Below are 24,712 nucleotides of genomic sequence, written 5' to 3'. Positions count from 1 at the left end.
TCATGGAACCGGCACGGTATCACAGGGTTACAGGCCCTCGCCGATGCACGAACGGATGGCGTCAATCGGCCAGCGCCAGCATCGCGCTCAGGCCGGTGCTGATGGCCACGGGGTAGGTCCAACGGCTCAATTCCTGAGACTCGGCCCCGGCCGCCAGCGGCTCGTCGGGTTTGCCCAGCCGCGGACGGCGCGCGTCGAAGACCTTGATGCCGCCGAGCCGCTGGTCCAGCCGGACGGCCACATCGAGCAGCGGCCGCTTGGCCACCATCTTCTCGATCTTGACGCCCGGGTGTGCTTCGAACAGCACCTCCACCTTGGCCAGCAGATCGGCCGCCCAGCGCTCACGCCACTGCTGCCGGCCCGCCGCCGACACCCAGCGGCCGATGTGGCGCGTGAGGGTGGGCGGGCAAGCCACCAGGACCCAGTGGCTGGCCTCGCCTTTTTGCACCAGCGGGGCCAGCATCTGCGCCGCATGCGGCGCGTCGTTCAGGAACACAGCGATCTTGTCCATCGGCGTTCTCCTTGCGTGGTTCTGTCAGGTGGCGGAAGGCCGGTTGGCAGGTGCACGACGGGCCGACCACCAGCCGGCCGCGAGCACACCCACGATGAGCACCGCATACGTGACAATGCGGTTGAGGGCACTTGGATCAAACACCTCGTCGAGCAGCGGCTCGCCGATGATCATGTGCGCGGCGGTGTAGGCCAGCACGCCGGCACCGACGTAGGTGATGATGGGGAAGCGTTCCACGAGCTTCAGCACCAGGGTGCTGCCCCACACGACGATGGGCACGCTGATCAAGAGGCCGATCACCACCAGCGTGAAGTTGCCGTGCGCCGCGCCGGCCACGCCGAGCACGTTGTCCACGCCCATCAGCGCGTCGGCGATCACGATGGTCCGCATCGCGCCCCAGAAGGTGGTGACGGCCGGACCGCCATGTTCGCCTTCTTCACCCGACCCAGGGGCCAGCAGCTTGTAGGCGATCCACACCAGACCAAGGCCACCGAGCGCCATCAGGCCGGGGATCTTGAGCAGCCACACCACCCCGACGGTCATGGCCGTGCGCATTGCGATGGCGCCGAAAGTGCCCCACAGGATGGCGCGCTTCTGCAGGTGGGTGGGAAGGTTGCGCGCGGCGAGCGCGATCACGATGGCGTTGTCACCGGCCAAGACCAGGTCGATGAGCACGATGGCCAGCAAGGCTGACAGCCATGCGGAAGAGAAGAGTTCCATGAGGTCTCCAGGAGCGGTTGCACGACAGACGGTGCAAGCCCATGAGGACGGGTGGTGGAGGCGAGGGGTGGTCGCCTTCGAGCCTGCCGTCATCGGCTTGCATCGAAGGTCTTGCTCGGCTTGGAGTGAATCGTTATGGCCTGGCAAACCGGAAGCAACAACGCTTCGTATTGACGGCTTGCCGATACCCGGCGGACGGCACTGGTGCCACGGACCGGGTCGAGCTACTCCCCTTCAAGTGGCCAGTATAGCCACCGGGGGTGTGCTTGGGGATGTGGGAAGTACGCCCTCAGGCCCGCTGGCGCGCCTGCTGTCCACGGCGCTGCAGCCAGAGGCCGACCACCACGACCAATGCGGCGCCGATGGCCCCGGCGATGTTGATCTGGGTGTGCGTCAGGTCGGGGAAGCGCTCGCTCACGGCCGGGTCGGTCAGCAGCATTTCGCCCGCCAGGAACCCGAGCAGCGCAGCCCCCAGGGTGATGATGATCGGGAAGCGCTCCATCACCTTGAGCAGCAGCGTGCTGCCGAAGATGATCAGCGGGATGCTGACCGCGAGGCCGATCACCAGCAAAGGCGTGTCGCCCTTGGCCGCCGCGGCCACGGCGAGCACGTTGTCGAGGCTCATCACCAGATCGGCGACCAGGATGGTGCGGATGGCCGACATCATGCCGCCCGCCTGATGGCCCTCGCCATCCTCGTCGTCTTCCTCGTTCAGCAACGAGATGCCGATGTAGACCAGCAGCAGCGCGCCGACGATCTTGAGGTAGGGCCACTTGAGCATCTCCACCGCGATCAGCGTGAGCACGATGCGCATCACGATGGCGGCAGCGCTGCCCCAGAAGATGGCTTTTTTCTGCTGGTGCGGTGGAAGGGAACGCGCGGCCAGCGCGATCACGACGGCGTTGTCACCCGAGAGGATGATGTTCGCGAGGATGATCGAGCCGAGAGCTGCCCAGAAGGCGGCAGAGGTGAAGTCCATTGGCTGGGCCCGTTTGTAGGTGGGAGTCAGAGGCCCGCATGGGGGCCCCCTTTTCGAGCTGCCAGGATTCTAGAAAGCCGGCCGTCATGCTACGTTCGTAGTAGTACGGACCGGCGAGGGGCTTCAGCTCAGATCAGGCCCTTGAGCAGGCGACCCATCTCCGAAGGATTGCGCGTCACGGTGAAACCGCACTCTTCCATGATGGCGAGCTTGGCGTCGGCCGTGTCGGCACCACCCGAGATCAGCGCGCCTGCATGGCCCATGCGCTTGCCCGGAGGGGCGGTCACACCGGCGATGAAGCCGACGATCGGCTTCTTCATGTTGGCCTTGCACCAGCGGGCTGCGTCGGCCTCGTCGGGGCCGCCGATCTCGCCGATCATGATCACGGCGTCGGTGTCGGGATCGTCGTTGAAGAGCTTCATCACGTCGATGTGCTTGAGCCCGTTGATCGGGTCGCCGCCGATGCCCACCGCGCTCGACTGGCCGATGCCCAGGTCGGACAGCTGCGCCACGGCTTCATAGGTCAGCGTGCCGGAGCGGCTGACCACGCCGATGCGGCCCTTCTTGTGGATGTGGCCCGGCATGATGCCGATCTTGATTTCTTCCGGGGTGATGAGGCCGGGGCAGTTCGGGCCCAGCAGCAGCGTCTTCTTGCCGCCCTTGGCCTCCTTGACCTTCATCTTGTTGCGCACTTCCAGCATGTCCTTGATGGGGATGCCTTCGGTGATGCAGATGGCCAGATCCAGGTCGGCCTCGACAGCTTCCCAGATCGCGGCGGCCGCGCCCGCGGGCGGCACGTAGATCACCGAGACAGTGGCGCCGGTCTGCGCCTTGGCTTCCTTGACCGAGGCGTAGATGGGGATGTCGGAGAACTTCTCGCCCGCCTTCTTCGGGTTCACGCCGGCGACGAACGCGTTCTTGCCGTTGGCATAGGCCTGGCAGCCGAGCGTGTGGAATTGGCCCGTCTTGCCCGTGATGCCCTGGGTAATGACCTTGGTGTCTTTGTTGATGAGGATGCTCATGTTCGTGTCCTAGCGTGATTACTTCAGGGCGGCCATCACTTTTTGCGCGGCCTCGGCCATCGAGTCGGCGCTGATGATGGGCAGGCCGGACTCGGCGAGCATCTTCTTGCCCAGCTCTTCGTTCGTGCCCTTCATGCGCACGACCAGCGGCACCTTGAGGTTGACCGCCTTGCACGCGGCGATCACGCCTTCGGCAATGGTGTCGCAGCGCATGATGCCGCCGAAGATGTTGACGAGGATCGCCTTCACCTTGGGGCTCTTCAGCATGATCTTGAAGGCTTCGGTCACCTTCTCGGCGGTGGCGCCGCCGCCGACGTCGAGGAAGTTGGCGGGCTCGCCGCCGAAGAGCTTGATGGTGTCCATCGTGGCCATCGCAAGGCCAGCGCCGTTCACGAGGCAGCCGATGTTGCCGTCGAGCTGGATGTAGGCGAGGTCGAACTTCGAGGCTTCGATTTCGGCCGGGTCTTCTTCGTCGAGGTCGCGGTAGGCCACGATCTCGGGGTGACGGAAGAGGGCGTTGCTGTCGAAGTTGAACTTCGCATCCAGCGCGATCAGGTTGCCCTTGCTGTCGCAGTTCAGCGGGTTGATCTCCACGAGCGACGCGTCGGTGCTCATGTAGCAGTTGTAGAGCTTCTGGAACACGTCGACGGCCTGCGCGTGCGAGCCTTCGGGCAGGCCGATCGCCTTCGCCACCTTCGTTGCCTGCTCGGCGCCGAGGCCGGTCAGCGGGTCGATGTACTCGGTGATGATCTTCTCGGGCGAGGAATGGGCCACCTCTTCGATGTCCATGCCGCCTTCGCTGGAGGCGATCAGCGCGACCTTCTGCGTGGCGCGGTCGGTGACCAGCGACACGTAGTACTCCTTCTTGATGTCCGCGCCTTCTTCGATGTACAGGCGCCGCACCTTCTGGCCTTCGGGGCCGGTCTGGTGGGTCTTGAGCTGCATGCCGAGGATCTGGCCCGAGATCGTCTTCACGTCATCGAGCGACTTGGCGAGCTTCACGCCACCGCCCTTGCCGCGGCCACCCGCGTGGATCTGGGCCTTCACCACCCACACGGGGCCACCCAGCTTCTGGGCGGCTTCGAAGGCCTCCTGCACGCTGAATGCGGGATAGCCGCGGGGGACCGGCACGCCGGCCTGGCGCAGGATTTCCTTGCCTTGGTACTCATGGATTTTCATCGCGGGCTCTCTTCACTCGGTTTGCAGGGGAACGTTTGACAGCAGGGGGAAGAACTTCGGGCTTCTCTGGCCGATACCAGCGCGGGTAGTGCAGCTTGACGGTGGGGCCGTCGGTGCGCAGCGCATGGCAGCGGTCGAGCTGAAACGGGGGTTTGGCGTCGGCACCATCGCCACCGCGGGTGTTGATGACGTCGCCGGCAAACGCCTGCACGACCGCGGTCGGCAGCACCTGCGTCAGCTCGGTGAGATGCGTACAACCGGCGATGCCGCCGAGGCGTTCGTGGACGGCATAGCGGAAGCCACGCATCAGGTTCAGGCCGGCAAGCTTGGTGTAGGCGTCACCGTGCGCATCGCACGCGCCGGGGTAAGGCATGCCGCGGGTCTCGGAACCCGCTTCGAGCACGTTGAACTGCTCGTCGATGACGAGCCGCAGCAGCATGTCGTGAATGGGTTCGCCGGCACGGCGGAACTCGGTGTCGCGGGTCTTGACGTCGGTGATCACCGCGTCGACTTCCCATAACCCATTGCCACGCGCAAACACCTGCACATCGATGCAGCGTGTGTGCTTGAGCTGGCGCTCGGGCGCGGCGGCAGGCAAGGCCATCAGGGCGGGTGGGTCTGGCGGAGGGGCTGGCTCCATGCAAGGTGAGGGAGCCGCGAAGCTCGGCACTTTAGCATTGCGCACTGCACCAAATTAGCGCGCCCGTGCGGAACCCGCGCGGCCGGTCGGGTCGATCCGCTCAGGCCGATTCGTCGTCGACACCGCCTTGCAACGCGCGCCGGATCGCCTCGCCGGAAAAGCCCCGCGCCGCGAGAAACCGCATCTGGCGCGCACGCTCGGCGGCGTCTTGCGGTGGCTGTCCGAACTTGCGCGCCCACACCTCGCGCGCACGGGTAGCTTCGCTGCCCTTGAGCTGCTGCGCGGCCTCGGCGCTCAGCGCCACGCCGTGCTGCGCCAACTCCTGCTTGATGCGCAGGTTGCCGTAGCGGGCCGCGCGTACATGGATGCGGCTTTCGACGAAACGCTCCTCGCTCAGGTAGCGGTTCGCCTGCAGCCACTCGAGCACCCCCTCCACCTGCTCGGCCGCCGTGTCCTCGTCGACCGGCGCCTCGCCCTCACCCGCCGGCTTGCGGGCATGGGTCATCAGCTTGCGCCTGAGCTCACTGCGGCTGTGCTCCCGCTGGGCGAGGATCTGCAACCCTCGCCCCTTGAGCGACAAGCGAGGCTTCATGCGAGGCGTTTATTCCTCGGCAGCCGCCGCTTCCTTGGCCGCGCGGCCGCGCTTGGGGGCCGGTGCCGCAGCGTCTGCTTCACCTGCGGCACCCGGCAGCAGCGGGATGCCCATCGCCTCGCGCACCTTGTTCTCGATCTCGACCGCGAGCACCGGGTTCTCGCGCAGGAACTCACGCGCGTTGTCCTTGCCCTGGCCGATCTTCTCGCCGTTGTAGGCGAACCAGGAGCCGCTCTTCTCGAGGATCTTGGCCTCGACGCCCATGTCGATCACCTCGCCTTCGCGGCTGATGCCCTGGCCGTAGAGGATGTCGAATTCGGCGGTCTTGAACGGGGGCGAGACCTTGTTCTTCACGACCTTCACCTTGGTCTCGTTGCCGATGACCTCTTCGCCCTTCTTGATGGAGCCGATGCGGCGGATGTCCAGCCGCACCGAGGCGTAGAACTTGAGCGCATTGCCGCCGGTCGTGGTCTCGGGCGAACCGAACATCACGCCGATCTTCATGCGGATCTGGTTGATGAAGATGACCATGGTGTTGGTCTTCTTGATGGTGGCGGTGAGCTTGCGCAGCGCCTGGCTCATCAGGCGCGCCTGCAGGCCGGGCAGCGAGTCGCCCATCTCGCCTTCGATTTCGGCCTTGGGCGTGAGCGCGGCCACCGAGTCGACGACCACGAGGTCGACCGAGCCCGAGCGCACCAGCGCGTCGACGATCTCCAGCGCCTGCTCGCCGGTGTCGGGCTGGCTGATGAGCATTTCCTGCAGGTTCACGCCGAGCTTCTGGGCGTAGGACGTGTCGAGCGCATGCTCGGCGTCGATGAAGGCGCAGGTGCCGCCCTGCTTCTGCATCTGGGCGATCACTTGCAGCGTGAGCGTGGTCTTGCCCGACGATTCCGGGCCGTAGATCTCGACCACCCGGCCACGCGGCAGGCCGCCGACGCCCAGCGCGATGTCCAGCCCCAGCGAGCCGGTCGAAACGACTTCGATGTCCTCGATCTTCTCGCCCTCGCCGAGCTTCATGATCGACCCCTTGCCGAACTGCTTTTCGATCTGGGCGAGAGCGGCTTGCAAGGCCTTGGCCTTTTCGGTGTTCAGGGCCTTGACGGGTGCGTCCATGAATTTCTCCTTGAGATTCAACAAGTTAACCAGCTGTAATCAACAACAGGCTGGATGAATGAACAGCATTCTGCAAGCGGAGTAGATCGAAGTAAACCCGCTTTTTGGTCAGTTTGCCTTACGATCTGACGATGACTGTTCCGGCCCCTCAAGATGCCTGGCGCCAGACCCACCTCGGCCACCTGCTGGGCCACGCGTTGCGCCGCTTCGACGAGCGGGTGCTGGCGCTGATGGCGCGCAACGTCGAGGTGCCGCTCGCCCTGTCTAACCTCGCTGCCCGAGCGCAGGTGAGCGCGGCCCACATCCACATCACGCGGCACCTGGCACTCGACGGCTCGCGCCTCACCGAGCTCGCCGCGCGCGCCGGCATGAGCAAGCAGGCAATGGGCGACCTGGTCGACCAGTGCGAAGCCTGGGGCCTCGTGAAACGCGAAGCCGACGACCGCGACAAGCGCGCCCGCATCGTGCGCTTCACCGAGACGGGCCTCGCCTGGCTCAAGGCTTTCGAGCAGGCCGTGGCGCAGGCCGACCGCGAGTTCCGCGCCGAAGTCGGGCCCGATGTGGCCACCGTCGTCTCGTTGGGGCTGGAGGCGTATGCCGGCGCCTGGTCGCCGGGTTGATAGCCCGCATGGTTGGCGTCAGCAATTTCATTCACACTGGCAACGAGACAACACCAGGAGAACAGCGATGCGGATACTGATTGCCGAAGACGATCAGGTCCTGGCCGACGGCCTCTTGCGCACGCTGCGCAACTCGGGCTACGCGGTCGACGCGGTGGCCAGCGGCTCCGAGGCCGATGCGGCGCTCGGCTCGCACGAGTTCGACCTGCTGATCCTCGACCTCGGCCTGCCCAAGCTGCACGGCCTGGAGGTGCTGCGCAAGCTGCGCGCACGCGGCTCGGCGGTGCCGGTGCTGATCCTCACCGCCGCCGACAGCGTCGAGCAGCGCGTGAAGGGCCTGGACCTCGGCGCCGACGACTACATGGCCAAGCCCTTCTCGCTGCAGGAGCTCGAAGCCCGCGTGCGTGCACTGACCCGGCGTGGCCTGGGCACCGCGTCGAGCATCATCAAGCACGGCCCGCTCACCTTCGACGCGACGGGCCGCGTGGCCTACATCAACGACCAGATGATCGAACTCTCGGCGCGCGAACTGAGCCTGCTCGAAGCGCTGCTGCAGCGCGCCGGCCGCCTCGTCAGCAAGGACCACCTCGTCGAGCGCCTGTGCGAATGGGGCGAAGAGGTGAGCAACAACGCGATCGAGGTCTACATCCACCGCCTGCGCAAGAAGATCGAACAAGGCCCGATCCGCATCGCCACGGTGCGCGGCCTCGGCTATTGCCTCGAAAAAATCCCCAACTGAACTGAATGGCCCTGCGCAGAGAGCAGCGCTCCCTCTTCGGCGAGATCCTCGACTGGATGCTCGCCCCGCTGCTGCTGCTGTGGCCGATGAGCGTCGTGCTCACCTGGCTGGTGGCGCAGGGCATCGCCAACAAGCCCTTCGACCGCCAGCTCGGCGAGCTCACACGCCTGCTGTCGCAGCAAATCACGCTGCAGGTGCAGGACGACGGCGCGCAACACGCCAGCTTCTCGCTCACCCGCGGCACGGCCGACCTGCTGCAGACCGACGAGACCGACACGCTCTACTACCAGGTGCTGGGCCTGCGCGGCGAATTCCTGAGCGGCGACCGCACCCTGCCGGTGCCGCCCGACGACGACCGCGGCAGCTTGGGCTTGCTGCGCTTTCGCGACGACACCATCGGCGGCGAGCCGGTGCGCGTTGCCTACCAGTGGGTCGCCGTGCCCGGTGCCGGTGGCGGGGCCGCCTTGGTGCAGGCGGCCGAGACGCTCGGCAAACGCTCGCGCCTGGCCACCGAGATCATCAAGGGCGTGATGCTGCCGCAGTTCGTGATCCTGCCGCTGGCGGTGCTGCTGGTGTGGCTCGCGCTCGTGCGCGGCATCGCGCCGCTCAATGAATTGCAGCAGCGCATCCGCCACCGCGAAAGCCACGACCTGAGCCCGATCGACGAGCGTGAGGTGCCCGAGGAGGTGTCGCCGCTGGTGCGTGCCATCAACGACCTGCTGATGCGGCTCGACCGCAGCATCAGCACGCAGAAGCACTTCCTCGCCGACGCGGCCCACCAGCTCAAGACACCGCTCGCCGGCCTGCGCACCCAGGCCGAACTCGCGCAACGCGAGATCGACGCCGGCCAGACCGACCCACAGTCGTTGAAGAAGTCGCTGCAACTGATCGCCCGCAGCAGCCAGCGCGCCGCGCGCATGGTCAACCAGCTGCTGGCGATGGCCCGCGCCGAAGACGCCTCGCAGGCGCAGACGCACCAGCCCGTCAACCTCGCGCGGGTGGCGACCGAGGTGGTGCACGACTTCGTGCCGCGGGCACTCGAGAAGCGCATCGACCTCGGCTACGAAGGCCCGAGCACGGGCGATGCGTCCAAGCCCATGGTGCTCGGCCAGCCGGTGCTGCTGCGCGAGCTGCTGCGCAACCTCGTCGACAACGCGTTGCAATACACGCCCGAGGGCGGCACCGTCACCGTGCGGGTGGTCGACGACCCCTTCGGCCAGGTCGTCGTGCTGCAGGTCGAAGATTCGGGCCCCGGCATCGCGCCGGCCGAGCGCGACAAGGTCTTCCAGCCCTTCTACCGGGCGCTCGGCACCAACGTCGACGGCTCGGGCCTGGGCCTCGCCATCGTCAAGGAGATCGCCCAGCAGCACCACGCCGAGATCGCACTCGAAGACGCCAACCTGCGCCACCGCAGCGGCATGCTGACCGAGCATGCGGGCGCCGCTTTCGGGCCGGGCGCGCGCTTCACGGTGCGCTTTGCGGCGGCAGCGCCCGACAGCCCCACATCCACCCCGCCGGAAGAGCCTCGCTAGACTGGCCCCACACCTTCTCCGCTCCGCATGGCCTCGTCTTCCGCCTCCAACAGCCCTCGCCATCTCGACCTCGCCCTGCAAGGCGGCGGCTCGCACGGCGCTTTCACCTGGGGCGTGCTCGACCGGTTGCTGGAAGAGGAAGACATTCTCTTCAGCGGCATCTCGGGCACCAGCGCCGGTGCGCTCAATGCCGCGGTGATGGCGACCGGCTTCCACAGGGGCAAGCGACCCGGTGCACGCGAGGCGCTCGCCGAGTTCTGGCACGACGTGAGCCGCTCCGGCTCGATCTTCTCGCCCTTCTCCGCAGGCAAGACCAACGGCCTGCACGACAGCCTGCAACTCGACCGGCTGCCGGGCTACCAGTGGGTCAGCGCCTTCTTCCGCTCGTTCAGCCCCTACGAGTTCAACCCGCTCAACCTCAACCCCTTGCGCGACGTGGTGCGCCGGCACGTCGACGAAGAAGCCCTGCACCATTGCCGCTTCAAGCTCTTCGTCACGGCCACCAGCGTCACCACCGGCCAGGCGCGCGTCTTCACGCGGCCCGAGCTGAGCCTGGAGGCGCTGATGGCCTCGGCCTGCCTGCCGTTTCTCTTCCAGGCGGTCGAGATCGACGGCGAGCCCTACTGGGACGGCGGCTACACCGGCAACCCGGCCATCTACCCGCTGATCTACAACACCGAAGCGCTCGACATCCTGCTCGTGCGCATCAACCCGCTGGTGCGCAGCGGCACGCCCACGCGCAGCGAAGAGATCCTCGACCGCCTGAGCGAGATCACCTTCAACGCAAGCCTGATGGGCGAGATGCGCGCCATCGCCTTCGTCTCGCGCCTGATGCGCGAGGGCAAGCTCGACGCCGGCAGGTACAAGGACCTGCGCCTGCACATGGTGGCCGACGACGACCAGCTCGGCCCGCTCGGCCCCAACACCAAGTTCAACACCGACCGCGCCTTCCTCGAGCGCCTGCGCGACATGGGCCGCGACGCCGCGCAGGCCTGGCTCCAGAACCACAAGGCCGACATCGGCGTGCGCGGCACGCTCGACGTGGAGCGTGAGTTCCTCACGCCGCGAAAGCCTCGCGCCACGCCGTGAAGGCACCTGAAACCGCGCCGTAACCGCGCAGCGCCGATGATGGCGGGATGCCCGCTTCCATTCCCGCCGCTCCCCGCCCCAGCCTTGTCGCGCTGACCCTGCCCTTGCTGGCCGAGCTGGTGCTCGGCATGGCCGTGGGCGTGGCAGGCCTGTGGCTCGCCTCGCGCGTGTCCGACACCGCGTCGGGCGCGTTTGCCCTTTCCAACCACGTGCAGGTCTCGTTCTTCCTGCTGTTTCGCATCATCAGCATGGGCGTGAGCGTGACCATCAGCCAGAGCCTCGGGGCCGGCGACCGCGTGACCGCCGACCTCACCGCACGCTCCGCGCTGGCGGCGAGCACCTGGCTGGGCCTCGTCGCGGGCGCGGCACTCGCGCTCTTCGCGACACCGCTTCTGCACCTGGTGAACGCACCGGCCGACGTGCTGCCGCTCGCCGCGCCCTACCTGCGCATCCTCGCGATCTCGCTCGCGCTCGACGCCTTCAACGCCAGCATGGCCGCCGTCATGCGCGCCCACATGCATGCGCGTGACACGCTTTACAACATGCTCGCGATGCATGGCGTGCACCTCACGCTGTCGATGCTGCTGATGCCGTCGATGGGCCTCGCCGGGTATGCGGTGGCAGCCGCGGTGAGCCGGGCCTTCGGCGTCGGCTTCCATCTCTTCCTGTGGCGCTGGCGCCTGCAACTCGTGCCGCACGGGGCCGACTGGTGGCGGCTGCAGCCGAGGCTGCTCGCCCCCGTGCTGCACATCGGCCTGCCGGGAGCCGCCGAGACCATCGCCTACCGGCTCGCGCTCATGGTCACCATCGCGCTCGCGGCCGGCATGGGCACCCATGCCCTGGCCACGCACAGCTACACCATGCAGCTGATGTATTTCATCCTCGTGTTCGGGCTGGCGATCGGCTTTGCGAGCGAGATCCTCGTCGGCTACCTGGTCGGCGCCCGCCAGCTGCACGCGGCGCACGCGCTGGTGCGCAAGAGCCTGCGCTACGGGCTCGTCGTCTCGACCGGCGTGGCCTTGCTGGCAGCGCTCGCCGGCCCGTGGCTGATGCGGCGCTTCACGCACGACGAACGCATCATCGAACTCGCCAGCACGCTGCTCTGGATCACGGTGCTGCTGGAACCGGGGCGCACCTTCAACCTCGTCGTGATCAATGCCCTGCGCGCGACCGGCGATGCACGCTTCCCGGTGTTCGCCGGCATCGCCTCGATGGTGTTCGTGATGGCGGGCGGGGCCTGGCTGCTGGGCGATGTGATGGGGCTCGGACTCGTGGGCGTGTGGATCGCCTACGCGGCCGACGAGTGGGTGCGCGGCCTCACCATGTGCGCCCGCTGGTGGCGGCGCGGCTGGGTGCCGTCGGCGCGCGCCACGCACCGCCGGCTCACGCGGCAGCGCTCGGCGCTCACGGCCGGGCACTGAACTCAGCCGCGCTCGCGGCGGCGCAGGAGTTCGAAGACGATCGCGTCGTCCATGCCGGCGAGGCCGCGTTCGCAGGCCTGCGCGAAGACCGCTGCCGCCTGCTCGCCGATGGGTGTGGCAGCCCCCGCCTCGCGCGCCATGCCGAGCGCGAGGTGGGTGTCCTTGTTCAAGAGGCTCGCGTGGGCGCGTGGCAGGTAGTCGCCCTGCAGCGCGCGGCGCAGCCGGTCGCTGCCGATCCAGCTCTGGCCGCTGCTCTGTTCGATGACCGCCAGCGTGCGGGGCAGGTTGAGGCCCAGGTGGGACGCGAGGGCCATGGCCTCGGCCGCACCGGCGAGGTTGATGCCGGCGAGCAGGTTGTTGACGAGCTTGGTGCGTGCGCCGTCGCCAGGGCGGGCACCGAGGTGGAAGACCTTGGACGAGAGCGCCTCGATGAGCGTGCGGTGCCGCTCCATCATCGCCGGCTCGCAGGCGAGCATCAGACTCATGCTGCCGTCACGCGCCCGCTCGGGGCCGCCCGACATCGGCGCGTCGAACCAGCCGAGGCCGCGCGCCACCAGCGCCTGCACCAGCCGCTCGGTGTCGGCCGGCGCGATGGTCGGGCACAGCATCACGGCCGAGCCCGGCGGCAGGGCGTGCGCCGCACCGTGCGGGCCGAAGAGCACCGCCTCGGTCTGCGCCGCGTCGACCACCGCGACGATCACCACGTCGCTCGACGCCGCGAGCCCGCTCGGCGTGGGGCAGGCCATCGCGCCGAGCGCCACCGCCTGGGCCTCGCGCTGGGCATCGATGTCGTGCACCGCCACGAGATAGTCCTGCGACAGCAGCCGCGCCGCCATCGCACCACCCATGTTGCCCACGCCGATGACCCCCACCCTGGGGACGGGCCAGGCGACGGGCATCATGTCTGCCCCTCGGGCACCGGGTACGGCGCCCGATCCCCCGGGGGGATCGAGCCCGGCTTGGGGCGGCCCGGCGCTCGGGCTCGTGGCGTGCTCGTCATCAATCGACTCAATGGCGCATGAAGCGCCGGCTCTTCGAGATCGACATCAGGATGCCGAGCCCGAGGCCGAGCGTCACCATCGCGGTGCCGCCGTAGCTGATGAAGGGCAGCGGCACGCCCACCACCGGCAGGATGCCGCTCACCATACCCATGTTGACGAAGGCGTAGGTGAAGAAGCTGAGCGTGATCGCCCCGGCCAGCAGGCGCGAGAAGACGCTCGGCGCGTCGGCCGCGATCATCAGCCCGCGGAAGATGAGGAAGATGAAGCCGAGCAGCAGCAGCGCGAAGCCCATCAGGCCGAACTCTTCGGAGAAGGCCGCGAAGATGAAGTCGGTGGTGCGCTCGGGGATGAACTCGAGGTGGGTCTGCGTGCCCTTCATGAAGCCCTTGCCCGACAGGCCGCCCGAGCCGATGGCGATCATGCCCTGGATGATGTGGAAGCCTTTGCCGAGCGGGTCGGTGGTCGGGTCGAGCAGGGTGCAGACGCGGTTCTTCTGGTACTCGCGCAAGACGTGCCACTCCACGCCCGGCTGGCAGATCGCGTCTTCCGACAGCACGAGCGCGGTGATGCCGATGGCACCGATCACCATGACGGGAATGATGAGCTTCCACGACAGCCCGGCGAAGAAGATGACGTAGAGCCCGGCCGAGAGCACGAGGATGGCCGTGCCGAGGTCGGGCTGCTTGACGATCAGGCCCACCGGCACCGCGAGGATGAGCAGCGCCACCAGGAAGTCGCTCACCCGCAGCGCGCCTTCGCGCCGCTGGAACCACCAGGCCAGCATCAGCGGCACGGCGATCTTGAGCATCTCGCTCGGCTGGATCACCACGCCCACGTTGAGCCAGCGGGTCGCGCCTTTCTTCGTGATGCCGAAGAGGGCCACCGCCACCAGCAGCAGCACCCCCACCGCGTAGAGCGGCACCGCCAGGCGCATCAGCTTCTGCGGCGGCACCTGCGCCACCACGAAGAGGATGCCGAAGGCCAGCAGCATGTTGCGGCCGTGGTCGACGAAGCGGGTGCCGTGGTCGAAGCCCGCCGAATACATGGTCACGAGGCCCAGCGCCGCCAGCCAGAGGATGGCGAAGAGCAAGGGCCCGTCGAAGCCGGTGAAGATCGGCTTGATGCGGTTCCAGAGCGAGGGCTTCTCGAAGACGACGCTCATGGCCGTGCCTTCTCGGGGGCCGAGGCCGCGGTGGCGGCGACCGTGACGACCCCCGCCGCCACCACGCCGGCACCGCCCATCGGCGCCGCCGCGAAGCCGGCTGCGCCCGACAGGGGCACGGCCGAGGCGGCACGTGGCGTACCGACCGGCGCCGCGGTCTTGCCTTCACGCGTGAGTGCGATGTCTTCCTCGCTCGGGTACTGGCCGAGCAGCACGTAGTCCATCACGCGGCGCGCGATGGGGGCGGCGCTTGCCGCGCCGAAGCCGGCGTTCTCGACGATCACCGCCAGCGCGATGGTGGGGTTCTCCAGCGGCGCGAAGGCGATGTAGAGCGCGTGGTCGCGCTTGTGCTCTTCGAGCTTGCTGGCGTTGTACTTCTCGTTGGCGCGCACCCCGACGGCCTGCGCAGTGCCGGTCTTGCCGCCGCTCTGGTAACCCGCGCCGGCAAACACCCGCGCACCGGTGCCGGCGGTCACCACCTGCTGCATGCCCTGCACGACGACGGCCACCTGCTCGGGCCTGAGCGGCAAGGAGTCGAGCGCGGCATGGGCCACCTGCCGCCGCTCGCGCGTGACCACGTCTTCCACCTCGCGCACGATGCGCGGCTTGTAGCGCTCGCCCTTGGACACGAGCGTCGAGACCGCGCTCGCCAGCTGCAGCATGGTGAAGTTGTTGTAGCCCTGGCCGATGCCCAGCGAGATGGTCTCGCCGGCATACCACTTCTGCTGCTCGGGCTTCTTGTAGGCACGTCGCTTCCATTCGGTCGACGGCAGGAGGCCGGTCACTTCGCCTTCGATGTCGATGCCGGTCTTGCGGCCGAAGCCGAAGGGCTCGAGTTCATCGTGCATCAGGTCCACGCCCATCTCGTTGGCGAGCGAATAGAAGTAGACGTTGCTGGAGAGCGCGATGGCGCGCACCATGTCGACCGGCCCGAGGCCGTGGTCGCCGTGGCTGCGGAAGGTGTGGTTGCCGAAGACGAAGCTGCCGCCGTCGTGGATGATCTGCGTGGCGCTGCGCTTGCCGGTGTTGAGCGCGGCCATCGCCATGAAGGGCTTGAAGGTGGAGCCCGGCGGGTAGGTGCCTCGCAGGGCGCGGTTCAAGAGGGGCTTGTCGATCGACTCGTTGAGTTCCTTCCACGAATCGAAGTCGATGCCGTCGACGAAGAGGTTGGGGTCGAAGGTCGGCTTGCTGACGAAGGCGAGCACCTCGCCATTGCGCGGGTCGAGCGCGACGAGCGCGCCGCGGCGGTCGCCGTAGAGCTGCTCGACGAGGGCCTGCAGGCGGATGTCGATCGACAGGATCAGCTTGTTGCCGGGGGTCGGCGGGCTGCTCTTCAGGCGTCGCACCGCGCGGCCACCGGCGCTCGTCTCGACCTCTTCGACACCCGTGAGGCCATGCAGATCGGATTCGTAGCTCTGCTCCACGCCGAGCTTGCCGATGTACTCGGTGCCGCGGTAGTTGTCGAGCTTCTCTTCTTCCCAGTCCTCCATCGCGGCCTTCTCGGCCTGGTTGATGCGGCCGATGTAGCCGATCACGTGGCTGCCCACGTCGCCGAGCGGGTAGTTGCGGAAGAGCCGGGCCTTGATGTCGACGCCGGGGAAACGGAAGCGCTGCGCGGTGAAGCGGGCCACTTCTTCATCGGTGAGCTTGGTGCGGATCGGCAGCGACTCGAAGCTCTTGCTTTCTTCCAGCAGCCGCTTGAAACGCTTGCGGTCGCGCGGCTGGATCTCGATGATGGATTCGAGCCCGGTGATCGTGGCCTCGAGGTCGGCCACCTTCGTGGGGCTGATCTCCAGCGTGTAGGCCGAGTAGTTGTTGGCCAGCACCACGCCGTTGCGGTCGACGATGAGGCCGCGGTTGGGCACGATGGGCACGACCGCGATGCGGTTGTTCTCGGCCTGGGTCGAGAGTTCGTCGTGGCGCGTGACCTGGAGCACCACCAGGCGCGCGGCGAGCAGGCCGAAGGCGAGCAGCACGAAAGCCGCCGCCGCGAGCAGGCGCGTGCGGAATCGCCCGACTTCCTGCTCGACGTTTCTGAGTTCGGTCATGACAGCTGCCGATTACAGAGGGCGATTCTTGTCAGTGTCCGGCGGGCGACGCTGCGGTGCGAGCAACACCAACGACACCACCGGCCACAGGAGGCTCTCGAACACCGGCGCGAGCATCACTTCCCAGCCGGGCAGCATGCCGCCCACCATCATGCGCACCACCATCGACACCGCATGCGCCGCCACGAAGAGCGGCAGGATCTGCAGCGCCTGCGAGAGCACGCCGAACCACAGCAGCCGCCGGTGGATGGTGATGGCGAAGAAGCTCAAGAGCGTGTAGGCGAGGGCGTGCTGGCCGAGCACGGCGCTGTCGTGCACATCCATCAAGACGCCGAACACGAAGGCCGCGCCCAGGCCCACCCGGCGCGGCTGGTGCACGTTCCAGAAGACGAGCACCAGCGCCAGCATGTCGGGCAGGTAGGCCACGCGGCCGAAGGGCACGAGGTTGAAGGCGAAGGCCAGCAACATCGTGGTCCACATGAAGAACGGGTTGACCGGCAGCAGCAGCTGGTCGGCGCCACGGGGCATCATCGTTTTGGCCCCTTTTCCCTCTTCGCCTTGGCCGGCTCGTCGGCCAGCGGGGTGTCGGGCCGCGGCGGCATCTGGATGCCCACCGGCTCCAGCACCAGCACGTGGCGCACGCTGTCGGGCTCGGCGATGGGGGCCAGCGCAATGCGCGCAAAACCCGTCTCGACCTTGCGGTCCACGCTCACCACCTTGGCCACCGGCAGGCCCGAGGGGTAGACGCCGTCGACACCGGAGGTCGACAGCAAATCGCCCACCTGCACGTCGGCGTTGCCGGCCATGAAGCGCAGCTCGAGGCCCGCGCCGGCCGAGTTGCCGAACGCGGCGCTGCGCGCCTGGGTGCGGCTGTTGAGCACCGGGATCGCGGCTTCCTTGTCGGTGAGCAGCGTGACCTCGGCGCTGTACGGGAAGACACGCGTGACCTGGCCCAGCACGCCCGCCTCGTTGATGACCGGCGACGAGATCACCAGGCCGTCACGGTTGCCGCGGTCGATGATGACCTTGCGGGAGTAGGGGTCGGGCGCGTCGTAGAGCACCTCGGCGGTCTGCGAGCGCACCTTGAGCGCACCGCGCAGCTCCAGCAGGGCGCGCAGGCGGGCGTTTTCCTGTTGCAGTTGCTCCACCTTGGCGGCCCGCTCGGCCTGCTGCACCAGCAGCACCTTGGCGCGGGTCTCCTCGCTGCGGGCCTGCTGCAGGCCGCCGAGGTAGTCGGCCGCGCCCTGCCACAGGTCGACCGGCGTGCGCAGCACGCGCTCCACCGGGTTGAGCACGGTGGCCACGATCGCGCGCAGGGGCTGCGTCACCTTGAAGCGGGTGTCGGCCACCATCAGGAAGAGCGCCAGCGCCGAGAAGAACACCATGCGCGTGAACGCCGACGGCCCTTGGCGAAAGAAGGGCGGCGGGGTTCGATCGAGGGTGCCGAGAGGCATGGTGACCGCTGTGACTCAGGAAAAGCTCAAACGTTTGAATTGAAAAAGCCGGCCACGCGATGCACGTGCCGGCTTCGTGGTGCTGTTCACGTTCACTCGGAGGTGAAGATGCTGCCCAGCCGCTCCATGCGCTCGAGTGCCATGCCGCAACCGCGCACCACGCAGGTCAGCGGGTCTTCGGCCACCAGCACCGGCAGGCCCGTCTCTTCGGCCAGCAGGCGGTCGAGGTCGCGCAGCAGGGCGCCGCCGCCGGTGAGCATCATGCCGCGCTCGGCGATGTCGGCGCCCAGCTCGGGCGGGGTCTGTTCGAGCGCGTTCTTCACGCTGGAGACGATCTGGTTCAGCGGGTCGGTCAGCGCTTCCAGGATCTCGTTGCTGCTGATGGTGAAGCTGCGCGGCACGCCCTCGCTGAGGTTGCGGCCCTTGACTTCCATCTCCTTCACCTCGGAGCCGGGGAAGGCCGAGCCAATCTGCTTCTTGATGGCTTCGGCGGTGGGCTCGCCGATCAGCATGCCGTAGTTGCGGCGGATGTAGTTGATGATGGCCTCGTCGAACTTGTCGCCGCCCACGCGGACCGAGCCCTTGTAGACCATGCCGCCCAGCGAGATCACGCCGACCTCGGTGGTGCCGCCGCCGATGTCGACCACCATCGAGCCCGATGCCTCCGAGACCGGCAGGCCGGCGCCGATCGCCGCGGCCATCGGTTCTTCGATCAGGTAGACCTCGCTCGCGCCGGCGCCCAGCGCCGATTCGCGGATGGCCCGGCGTTCCACCTGGGTCGAGCCGCAGGGCACGCAGATGATGATGCGCGGGCTCGGCTTGAGCATCTTCGAATCGTGGACCATCTTGATGAACTGCTTGAGCATCTGCTCGGTCACCGTGAAGTCCGCGATCACGCCGTCTTTCATCGGGCGGATGGCTTCGATGTTGCCCGGCACCTTGCCCAGCATGGCCTTGGCCTCGGCGCCGACGGCCTGGATGGTCTTCTTGCCGTTGGGGCCGCCTTCGTGGCGGATGGCGACGACCGAGGGTTCGTCGAGCACGATGCCCTTGCCACGCACGTAGATCAGCGTGTTGGCGGTGCCGAGGTCGATGGCCAGGTCGGTGGAGAAATAGCGGCGCAGAGAAGCGAACATGTTCTTGTGAGTCAGATCGGCGAGCATGCGGCCGCGGTCGATGGCGCGCGGGTCATGCTGGGCGATGTGGTTCCGTGTTGGTGGCGGGTGGGGTGCTCACGCATTCGACCAATACGACGGCGTGAGCGCAATTGGGTTCCGGGGCCTTTTGAAACAAGCTCGCAAACCCTTGCAAACTCTGGGTTTTCGAGGCGTCGAGGGGCGTGTGGATAACCGGGGATAATACTTCAACACCCCTGGTTTTCGATCCCGCGAAGACCCATCCAAAAGTGGATTTCCAATGGCCCTGACCCCCCAGGATGTCGGCCGCATCGCCCACCTGGCCCGCCTCGAATTGCAGGCCGACGAGCAAGAGGCGATGAGGCTTCAACTCAACGAGTTCTTCTCCATCGTCGAGCGCATGAGCGCCGTCGACACGAGCGGCGTGGAGCCGCTGTACACGCCGCTCTCCGCGGTGCGCGACGTGGGCCTGCGCCTGCGTGACGACGTGGTCACCGAGACCAACGACCGCGAGCGCAACCTGCGCAACGCCCCGGCCAGCGAAGACGGCCTCTTCCTCGTCCCCAAGGTCATCGAATGAAGGACCTGCACCGCCTGGGCGTGGCCGAGATGGGCCGCGCGCTCGACGCACGCGAGGTCTCGAGCACCGAACTCACGAAACATCTGCTCGCACGCGTTGCGGCGCATGAACAACTGGGCGCCTTTCTCGTGGTCGATGAAGACCATGCGCTGCAGCAGGCCAAAGCGGCCGACGAGCGCCGTGCTGCGGGTGAACGCGGAGCGTTGCTGGGTGTGCCGATGGCGCACAAGGACATCTTCGTCACCCAGGACCTGCCCACCACCGCCGGCTCGAAGATGCTCAAGGGCTATCTGAGCCCCTTTGACGCCACGGTCGTCGCCAAGCTGGCGCACGCCGGCGCGGTGGCGCTCGGCAAGCTCAACTGCGACGAGTTTGCGATGGGCTCGGCCAACGAGAACTCCGCTTACGGCGCCGTGCACAACCCCTGGGACACCACCCGCGTGCCGGGCGGCTCCTCAGGCGGCTCGGCCGCCGCGGTGGCGGCCCGCCTCGTGCCGGCCGCGACCGGCACCGACACCGGCGGCTCCATCCGCCAGCCCTCGGGCTTCTGCGGCGTGACCGGCATCAAGCCGACCTACGGCCGCTGCTCCCGCTACGGGATGATCGCCTTCGCCTCCAGCCTCGACCAGGCCGGGCCGATGGCACAGAGCGCCGATGACTGCGCATTGCTGCTGGACGCGATGGCCGGCTTCGACGAGCGCGATGCGACGAGCGCCAACGAGCCGCTGCCGGGCTTCGCCGCCTCGCTGAGCAAGCCCCGCGAGGGTGCGACCACGGCCCAGCCGCTGAAGGGGCTGCGCATCGGCCTGCCGGCTGAGTTCTTCCCGGCCGCCCTGGCCGCCGACGTGAACGGTGCGCTGCGCACGGCGCTCGGCGTCTTCGAGCAACTCGGCGCGACGCTGGTCGACGTGAGCCTGCCGCGCACCGAGCTCTCGATCCCCGTGTACTACATCATCGCGCCGGCCGAGGCCTCGTCGAACCTGTCGCGCTTCGACGGCGTGAGGTACGGCCACCGCGCCGAGAAGTACACCGACCTGCTCGACATGTACAAGAAGAGCCGCGCCCAGGGCTTCGGCCCCGAGGTGAAGCGCCGCATCATGATCGGCACCTACGTGCTGAGCCATGGCTACTACGACGCCTACTACCTGCAGGCGCAGAAGCTGCGCCGCATGATCGCCGACGACTTCCAGCAGTGCTTCGGCCAATGCGACGTGATCGCCGGCCCGGTGGCGCCGACGGTGGCGTGGCATATCGGCGCACAGGGTGACGACCCCGTCGCCGCCTACCTCGCCGACATCTTCACCCTGCCCGCGAGCCTCGCCGGCCTGCCCGGCATGAGCCTGCCCGCGGGCTTCGGCGAAGGCGGCATGCCGGTCGGCCTGCAGCTCATCGGCAACTATTTCCAGGAAGCGCCGCTGCTGCAGGCCGCGCACGCCTTCCAGCAAGCGACCGACTGGCACACCCGCGTGCCTTCCGGGTTCTGACATGGCGACCACAAGCAAACTCATCCGCGGCTACGAGGTCGTGATCGGCATCGAGACGCATGTGCAGCTCTCGACCAAGAGCAAGGCCTTCAGCGGCTCGTCGACGCAGTTCGGCGCCGAGCCCAACACGCAGGCCTCGCCGGTGGACCTGGCCCTGCCCGGCACGCTGCCGGTCATGAACAAGGGTGCGGTCGAACGCGCCATCCGCTTTGGCCTGGCGGTCGGCGCCAAGGTCGCACCGCAGTCGATCTTCGCCCGCAAGAACTACTTCTACCCCGACCTGCCCAAGGGCTACCAGATCAGCCAGTACGAGATCCCGGTGGTGCAGGGCGGCGGCGTCGAGTTCTACGTCGGCGACACGAAGCACAAGGTCAACCTGACCCGCGCCCACCTGGAAGAAGACGCCGGCAAGTCGCTGCACGAAGACTACGCCGGCCAGACCGGCATCGACCTCAACCGCGCCGGCACGCCGCTGCTCGAGATCGTGACCGAGCCCGACATCCGCTCGAGCGTCGAGGCCGTCGAATACGCGAAGGCCCTGCACGCGCTCGTGGTCTGGCTCGACATCTGCGACGGCAACATGCAGGAGGGCAGCTTCCGCTGCGACGCCAACGTCTCGGTGCGCAAGCCCGGCGCCGACTTCGGCACCCGCCGCGAGATCAAGAACCTGAACTCGTTCAAGTTCATGCAGCAGGCGATCGACTTCGAGATCCAGTGGCAGATCGACCTGATCGAAGACGGCGGCGAGGTGCAGCAGGCCACCGTGCTCTTCAACCCCGACACCGGCGAAACGCGGGCGATGCGCACCAAGGAAGACGCGCACGACTACCGCTACTTCCCCGACCCCGACCTGCCGCCGCTCGTGATCGCGCTCGAGTGGGTGGAGCGGGTGAAGGCCGAGATGCCCGAGCTGCCGCGCGTGATGGCCGAGCGTTTCCAGTCGGCCTACGGACTGCCGGCGTATGACGCCTCGATGGTCACGCAGACCAAGGCCTTCGGCGCGTACTTCGAGGCGGCGGCCAAGGCGAGCGGCCAGCCCAAGCTGGTGGCCAACTGGATGATGGGTGAAGTCTCGCGGCGCCTGAACGCCGAGGACCTGGGGCTCGACGCCAGCAAGGTCGACGCCGCCACGCTGGCCCGCCTCGTCGGCCGCATCGCCGACGGCACCATCGCCAACAACAGCGCGAAGAAGGTGTTCGACGTGCTGTGGGCCGAAGGTGGCGATGTGGACGCGATCATCGAGCGGCTGGACCTGAAGCAGTCCAACGACACCGGCGAGATCGAACGCATCCTCGACGAGGTGCTGGCCGCCAACACCAAGTCGGTGGAGGAATTCCGCGCCGGCAAGGAGAAGGCCTTCAACGCCCTGGTCGGCCAGGCCATGAAGGCCACCAAGGGCAAGGCCAACCCGTCGGTGGTGAACGAACTGCTGAAGAAGAAGCTCGCCGGCTGAGGCGGCCGGGTCACCGGCCTCAGTTGCCGGCGGACTTGGTGCCGGAGGCTGGCGTCGGCGAGGCGGCCAATGGCAGGCTGCCGGCCGGCGCGCCGGCCCACAGCTTGCGCAGGCGCGCGAGTTCGCTGTCGTACAGCGAATCGATGCGCTTGATCTCTTCCTTCTGGTTTTGCACCAGAGAACGCTGCGCGGTGGTCGCGGCATCGTTCGCATCGAGCTGCTGGCGCAGCTTGAGCGGCAGCTTCTTGCCCTTGTAGAACTCCAGCTCGTCGAGCAGGGGCTTGCGCTCCTTCTGCAGCTCGACCAGCCGGTCTTCGGAGAACTTCACGCCCTTGCGCACGTCGTCGAGCGCAGCCTCGCGGGCCTTGCTGTGCGCCGCTTCGTCGGGGAAGCGCGCCAGCAGGTTGCGGTCGCGCCGCACCGCGTCTTGCTTGGCGGCGCGCTCGAGTTCGGCCTGGCGCTTCTTGGCCTCGGCCTCGGCCAGCTCGTCGACGGTCATCGTGGGCGGCACCACCTGCTTCACCGACCCGTCGGCGTTGAGCAGGCGCTGCTCGCGCGCCAGGCATTCCCGGATCGGCCGGTCGGAGGTGAGCCGGCGGCCGTTGCCATCGACACAGCTGTAGATCTGCGCGGCCTGGGCGCTCACCGCAAACAGGCCGACCAGCACACCGGCGAGGATCGGTCGGGTCACGGCAGGGAACACATCACACCCCATAGCGTTCTCGGTAAGCGGCCACGCGGGCGAAATGCTCGCCCAGGGCCGGGTCCTGGTTCGTCTTCAGATACTGCAGCAAGTCGCCCAAGGTCGCCACGGCGGAAACCGGCAGTTGGAGCTGCCGCTCTACGAATTGCACCGCCGACCAGGGCGCATCGGCGCCGTTGTCGGTGGCCTTCTCCTGGCGATCGAGGGCGATGGCCACCGCACACGGTGTGGCGCCGGCCGACTGGATCATGGAGATGGATTCACGCACGGAGGTTCCCGCAGAAATCACGTCGTCGATGATGAGAACGCGGCCGCGCACCGGCGCGCCGACAAGCGTGCCGCCTTCACCGTGATCTTTGGCCTCTTTGCGGTTGTAGGCGTAAGGCACGTTGCGCCCGCGGCGGGCGAGTTCCATCGCCACGGCCGCGGCCAGCGTGATGCCCTTGTAGGCCGGGCCGAAGATCATGTCGAACTGGATGCCGGAGGCAACGAGCCTCGCTGCATAGAATTCCGCGAGGCGCGCGAGCTTGGCGCCGTCGTCGAACAGGCCGGCATTGAAGAAGTAGGGCGACAGCCGCCCGGCCTTGGTCTTGAACTCCCCGAACCGCAACACGCCCGCCTCGACTGCGAACTTCACGAAGTCCTGGGCCAGGGTGTCGGCCACTGTGCCGGGTTGCTCGCGGGGGGTCATCGTGGGGGAGTCTCGTCGTGTTTCGTCTGGTGTCTTTGAATCTGAACGGCATCCGTTCTGCCGCCACCAAGGGGCTTCTGCCCTGGGCCGAAGCCCTGGGCGCCGATTGTATGGGGGTGCAGGAGATCAAGGCGCAGGCCGCCGACATCGCCGAGCGCTTCGACACCGTGCACGACATGACGGGTTATTTCCACTTCGCCGAGAAGAAAGGCTACTCCGGCGTGGGTCTGTACACCCGCAAGGAGCCGAGCGACGTGGTGGTGGGCATCGGCGCGCCGGAATTCGACGCCGAAGGTCGTTACATCGAATGCCGTTTCGACACACCTTCGCGCAAGCTCTCGATCATCAGCTGCTACTTCCCGAGCGGCTCGTCGGGCGAGGAGCGGCACCTCGCCAAGTTCCGCTTCCTCGCGCTGATGACGCCGTGGTTGCAGCGCCTCAAGGCCGAGCGCGAGTTCATCCTGGTCGGCGACATCAACATCGCCCACAAGGAGATCGACCTCAAGAACTGGAAGGGCAATCAGAAGAACAGCGGCTTCCTGCCCGAAGAGCGCGCCTGGATGACGCACTGCCTCGACGAGATCGGCCTGGTCGACGTCTTCCGCAGGCTGAACGACAAGGCCGAGCAATACACCTGGTGGAGCAACCGCGGCCAGGCCTATGCGAAGAACGTGGGCTGGCGGCTCGACTACCACCTCGCCACGCCCGGCATCGCGGCGCTCGCCCGCAAGGAACACATCTTCCTCGACCAGCGCTTCTCCGACCACGCGCCGCTCATCATCGACTACGACTTCACGCTCTGAGCGCGGGCCGGTCGGGCGAATAGGGCGTGCCGGCGTCCGT

The 24,712-nt window shown here is 67.5% G+C and carries 25 protein-coding genes; 9 read left to right on the top strand and 16 right to left on the bottom strand.

From position 1 onward, the window contains the following. Positions 1–61: 61 nt before the first annotated feature. The 8 genes from RXV79_RS00365 to recA form a co-directional block, all read right to left on the bottom strand. On the bottom strand, positions 62–511 hold the full coding sequence (locus tag RXV79_RS00365) for a hypothetical protein (protein ID WP_316701292.1): 450 nt from the start codon (positions 509–511) through the stop codon (positions 62–64). A 24-nt stretch (positions 512–535) separates the two neighbouring features. Beyond that, a complete protein-coding gene (locus RXV79_RS00360) occupies positions 536–1,231 on the bottom strand; it encodes a TerC family protein (protein WP_316701291.1) in 696 nt (231 codons plus the stop codon). Between the two features lie 289 nt (positions 1,232–1,520). Beyond that, positions 1,521–2,210, bottom strand: a complete 690-nt coding sequence (locus RXV79_RS00355) for a TerC family protein (protein WP_316701290.1) — start codon at positions 2,208–2,210, stop codon at positions 1,521–1,523. A 128-nt stretch (positions 2,211–2,338) separates the two neighbouring features. Then, positions 2,339–3,232 (bottom strand): succinate--CoA ligase subunit alpha, encoded by an 894-nt coding sequence (gene sucD / locus RXV79_RS00350; protein ID WP_296724681.1) that lies wholly within the window; start codon positions 3,230–3,232, stop codon positions 2,339–2,341. 18 nt (positions 3,233–3,250) lie between these two features. Further along, positions 3,251–4,411 carry an ADP-forming succinate--CoA ligase subunit beta gene (gene sucC / locus RXV79_RS00345; RefSeq protein WP_316701288.1) on the bottom strand — a complete coding sequence of 387 codons (1,161 nt, stop codon included), beginning with the start codon at positions 4,409–4,411 and terminating at the stop codon, positions 3,251–3,253. Beyond that, on the bottom strand, positions 4,398–5,015 hold the full coding sequence (locus tag RXV79_RS00340) for a DUF2889 domain-containing protein (RefSeq protein ID WP_316701287.1): 618 nt from the start codon (positions 5,013–5,015) through the stop codon (positions 4,398–4,400). The genes sucC and RXV79_RS00340 overlap by 14 nt, the downstream gene beginning before the upstream one ends. 136 nt (positions 5,016–5,151) lie before the next feature. After that, on the bottom strand, positions 5,152–5,643 hold the full coding sequence (recX, locus tag RXV79_RS00335; protein ID WP_316701285.1) for a recombination regulator RecX: 492 nt from the start codon (positions 5,641–5,643) through the stop codon (positions 5,152–5,154). Positions 5,644–5,652: 9 nt separating this feature from the next. Next, positions 5,653–6,756, bottom strand: a complete 1,104-nt coding sequence (gene recA / locus RXV79_RS00330; protein ID WP_316701284.1) for a recombinase RecA — start codon at positions 6,754–6,756, stop codon at positions 5,653–5,655. Between the two features lie 131 nt (positions 6,757–6,887). On the opposite strand from recA, the gene RXV79_RS00325 reads away from it, so the two are divergent. The 5 genes from RXV79_RS00325 (at position 6,888) to RXV79_RS00305 (ending at position 12,157) form a co-directional block, all read left to right on the top strand. Beyond that, positions 6,888–7,376, top strand: coding sequence for a MarR family winged helix-turn-helix transcriptional regulator (locus tag RXV79_RS00325; protein ID WP_316701283.1), 489 nt, complete (start codon positions 6,888–6,890; stop codon positions 7,374–7,376). 67 nt (positions 7,377–7,443) lie between these two features. Then, on the top strand, positions 7,444–8,115 hold the full coding sequence (locus RXV79_RS00320) for a response regulator (protein ID WP_316701282.1): 672 nt from the start codon (positions 7,444–7,446) through the stop codon (positions 8,113–8,115). Positions 8,116–8,120: 5 nt separating this feature from the next. Beyond that, positions 8,121–9,647: a sensor histidine kinase gene (locus RXV79_RS00315; protein ID WP_316701280.1), complete on the top strand. Its 1,527-nt coding sequence runs from the start codon at positions 8,121–8,123 to the stop codon at positions 9,645–9,647. A 27-nt stretch (positions 9,648–9,674) separates the two neighbouring features. Continuing rightward, positions 9,675–10,736: a patatin-like phospholipase family protein gene (locus RXV79_RS00310; protein WP_316701279.1), complete on the top strand. Its 1,062-nt coding sequence runs from the start codon at positions 9,675–9,677 to the stop codon at positions 10,734–10,736. A 47-nt stretch (positions 10,737–10,783) separates the two neighbouring features. Next, entirely contained in the window at positions 10,784–12,157 is a 1,374-nt protein-coding gene (locus tag RXV79_RS00305) for an MATE family efflux transporter (protein WP_316701278.1), read from the top strand. Positions 12,158–12,159: 2 nt separating this feature from the next. Here the strand turns inward: RXV79_RS00305 and RXV79_RS00300 are convergent, their stop codons facing one another. The 6 genes from RXV79_RS00300 to RXV79_RS00275 form a co-directional block, all read right to left on the bottom strand. Further along, positions 12,160–13,059, bottom strand: a complete 900-nt coding sequence (locus tag RXV79_RS00300; RefSeq protein WP_316701277.1) for an NAD(P)-dependent oxidoreductase — start codon at positions 13,057–13,059, stop codon at positions 12,160–12,162. Between the two features lie 106 nt (positions 13,060–13,165). Continuing rightward, a complete protein-coding gene (gene rodA, locus RXV79_RS00295; RefSeq protein WP_316701276.1) occupies positions 13,166–14,320 on the bottom strand; it encodes a rod shape-determining protein RodA in 1,155 nt (384 codons plus the stop codon). Further along, the gene (gene mrdA, locus RXV79_RS00290) at positions 14,317–16,368 is read right to left on the bottom strand and encodes a penicillin-binding protein 2 (RefSeq protein WP_316701275.1); all 2,052 of its coding nucleotides are present in this window, start codon (positions 16,366–16,368) and stop codon (positions 14,317–14,319) included. The genes rodA and mrdA overlap by 4 nt, the downstream gene beginning before the upstream one ends. 12 nt (positions 16,369–16,380) lie before the next feature. Beyond that, a complete protein-coding gene (mreD, locus tag RXV79_RS00285; RefSeq protein ID WP_316701274.1) occupies positions 16,381–16,899 on the bottom strand; it encodes a rod shape-determining protein MreD in 519 nt (172 codons plus the stop codon). Beyond that, positions 16,896–17,822, bottom strand: coding sequence for a rod shape-determining protein MreC (gene mreC / locus RXV79_RS00280; RefSeq protein ID WP_316701273.1), 927 nt, complete (start codon positions 17,820–17,822; stop codon positions 16,896–16,898). The genes mreD and mreC overlap by 4 nt, the downstream gene beginning before the upstream one ends. Before the next feature lie 92 nt (positions 17,823–17,914). Continuing rightward, positions 17,915–18,958, bottom strand: coding sequence for a rod shape-determining protein (locus RXV79_RS00275; RefSeq protein WP_201808218.1), 1,044 nt, complete (start codon positions 18,956–18,958; stop codon positions 17,915–17,917). 280 nt (positions 18,959–19,238) lie between these two features. Here RXV79_RS00275 and gatC point away from each other — a divergent pair, with 280 nt between their 5' ends. The 3 genes from gatC to gatB are packed head-to-tail and all read left to right on the top strand — an operon-like array spanning position 19,239 to position 22,475. Then, entirely contained in the window at positions 19,239–19,538 is a 300-nt protein-coding gene (gene gatC / locus RXV79_RS00270; RefSeq protein WP_201808220.1) for an Asp-tRNA(Asn)/Glu-tRNA(Gln) amidotransferase subunit GatC, read from the top strand. Then, on the top strand, positions 19,535–21,022 hold the full coding sequence (gene gatA / locus RXV79_RS00265) for an Asp-tRNA(Asn)/Glu-tRNA(Gln) amidotransferase subunit GatA (protein ID WP_316701271.1): 1,488 nt from the start codon (positions 19,535–19,537) through the stop codon (positions 21,020–21,022). The genes gatC and gatA overlap by 4 nt, the downstream gene beginning before the upstream one ends. A 1-nt stretch (position 21,023) precedes the next feature. Next, positions 21,024–22,475 (top strand): Asp-tRNA(Asn)/Glu-tRNA(Gln) amidotransferase subunit GatB, encoded by a 1,452-nt coding sequence (gatB, locus tag RXV79_RS00260; protein ID WP_316701270.1) that lies wholly within the window; start codon positions 21,024–21,026, stop codon positions 22,473–22,475. Positions 22,476–22,494: 19 nt separating this feature from the next. Here the strand turns inward: gatB and RXV79_RS00255 are convergent, their stop codons facing one another. Both RXV79_RS00255 and pyrE read right to left on the bottom strand, forming a co-directional pair. Beyond that, the gene (locus RXV79_RS00255; protein WP_316701269.1) at positions 22,495–23,166 is read right to left on the bottom strand and encodes a DUF4124 domain-containing protein; all 672 of its coding nucleotides are present in this window, start codon (positions 23,164–23,166) and stop codon (positions 22,495–22,497) included. 13 nt (positions 23,167–23,179) lie between these two features. Beyond that, positions 23,180–23,869, bottom strand: coding sequence for an orotate phosphoribosyltransferase (gene pyrE / locus RXV79_RS00250; protein WP_316701268.1), 690 nt, complete (start codon positions 23,867–23,869; stop codon positions 23,180–23,182). A 17-nt stretch (positions 23,870–23,886) separates the two neighbouring features. Here pyrE and RXV79_RS00245 point away from each other — a divergent pair, with 17 nt between their 5' ends. Then, positions 23,887–24,672, top strand: a complete 786-nt coding sequence (locus RXV79_RS00245) for an exodeoxyribonuclease III (protein ID WP_316701266.1) — start codon at positions 23,887–23,889, stop codon at positions 24,670–24,672. Positions 24,673–24,712 lie beyond the last annotated feature (40 nt).

It is taken from the genome of Piscinibacter gummiphilus (assembly GCF_032681285.1).
GTDB classification, from domain to species: Bacteria; Pseudomonadota; Gammaproteobacteria; order Burkholderiales; family Burkholderiaceae_C; genus Rhizobacter; species Rhizobacter gummiphilus_A.
The sequence above is the reverse complement of the archived record's forward strand: the minus strand, read 5'-3'. Positions and strand labels throughout refer to the sequence as shown.

Excerpts from the sequence above, each read along its gene's own strand:
- gatC (WP_201808220.1), top strand. The coding sequence starts at position 19,239 with ATGGCCCTGACCCCCCAGGATGTCGGCCGCATCGCCCACCTGGCCCGC.
- RXV79_RS00360 (WP_316701291.1), bottom strand. The coding sequence starts at position 1,231 with ATGGAACTCTTCTCTTCCGCATGGCTGTCAGCCTTGCTGGCCATCGTG.
- RXV79_RS00325 (WP_316701283.1), top strand. The coding sequence starts at position 6,888 with ATGACTGTTCCGGCCCCTCAAGATGCCTGGCGCCAGACCCACCTCGGC.
- sucD (WP_296724681.1), bottom strand. The coding sequence starts at position 3,232 with ATGAGCATCCTCATCAACAAAGACACCAAGGTCATTACCCAGGGCATC.
- recA (WP_316701284.1), bottom strand. The coding sequence starts at position 6,756 with ATGGACGCACCCGTCAAGGCCCTGAACACCGAAAAGGCCAAGGCCTTG.
- sucC (WP_316701288.1), bottom strand. The coding sequence starts at position 4,411 with ATGAAAATCCATGAGTACCAAGGCAAGGAAATCCTGCGCCAGGCCGGC.
- RXV79_RS00275 (WP_201808218.1), bottom strand. The coding sequence starts at position 18,958 with ATGTTCGCTTCTCTGCGCCGCTATTTCTCCACCGACCTGGCCATCGAC.
- RXV79_RS00355 (WP_316701290.1), bottom strand. The coding sequence starts at position 2,210 with ATGGACTTCACCTCTGCCGCCTTCTGGGCAGCTCTCGGCTCGATCATC.
- gatA (WP_316701271.1), top strand. The coding sequence starts at position 19,535 with ATGAAGGACCTGCACCGCCTGGGCGTGGCCGAGATGGGCCGCGCGCTC.
- mrdA (WP_316701275.1), bottom strand. The coding sequence starts at position 16,368 with ATGACCGAACTCAGAAACGTCGAGCAGGAAGTCGGGCGATTCCGCACG.
- RXV79_RS00340 (WP_316701287.1), bottom strand. The coding sequence starts at position 5,015 with ATGGCCTTGCCTGCCGCCGCGCCCGAGCGCCAGCTCAAGCACACACGC.
- pyrE (WP_316701268.1), bottom strand. The coding sequence starts at position 23,869 with ATGACCCCCCGCGAGCAACCCGGCACAGTGGCCGACACCCTGGCCCAG.
- rodA (WP_316701276.1), bottom strand. The coding sequence starts at position 14,320 with ATGAGCGTCGTCTTCGAGAAGCCCTCGCTCTGGAACCGCATCAAGCCG.
- RXV79_RS00320 (WP_316701282.1), top strand. The coding sequence starts at position 7,444 with ATGCGGATACTGATTGCCGAAGACGATCAGGTCCTGGCCGACGGCCTC.
- RXV79_RS00300 (WP_316701277.1), bottom strand. The coding sequence starts at position 13,059 with ATGATGCCCGTCGCCTGGCCCGTCCCCAGGGTGGGGGTCATCGGCGTG.
- mreD (WP_316701274.1), bottom strand. The coding sequence starts at position 16,899 with ATGATGCCCCGTGGCGCCGACCAGCTGCTGCTGCCGGTCAACCCGTTC.
- recX (WP_316701285.1), bottom strand. The coding sequence starts at position 5,643 with ATGAAGCCTCGCTTGTCGCTCAAGGGGCGAGGGTTGCAGATCCTCGCC.
- RXV79_RS00315 (WP_316701280.1), top strand. The coding sequence starts at position 8,121 with ATGGCCCTGCGCAGAGAGCAGCGCTCCCTCTTCGGCGAGATCCTCGAC.
- RXV79_RS00305 (WP_316701278.1), top strand. The coding sequence starts at position 10,784 with ATGCCCGCTTCCATTCCCGCCGCTCCCCGCCCCAGCCTTGTCGCGCTG.
- gatB (WP_316701270.1), top strand. The coding sequence starts at position 21,024 with ATGGCGACCACAAGCAAACTCATCCGCGGCTACGAGGTCGTGATCGGC.
- RXV79_RS00365 (WP_316701292.1), bottom strand. The coding sequence starts at position 511 with ATGGACAAGATCGCTGTGTTCCTGAACGACGCGCCGCATGCGGCGCAG.
- RXV79_RS00310 (WP_316701279.1), top strand. The coding sequence starts at position 9,675 with ATGGCCTCGTCTTCCGCCTCCAACAGCCCTCGCCATCTCGACCTCGCC.
- mreC (WP_316701273.1), bottom strand. The coding sequence starts at position 17,822 with ATGCCTCTCGGCACCCTCGATCGAACCCCGCCGCCCTTCTTTCGCCAA.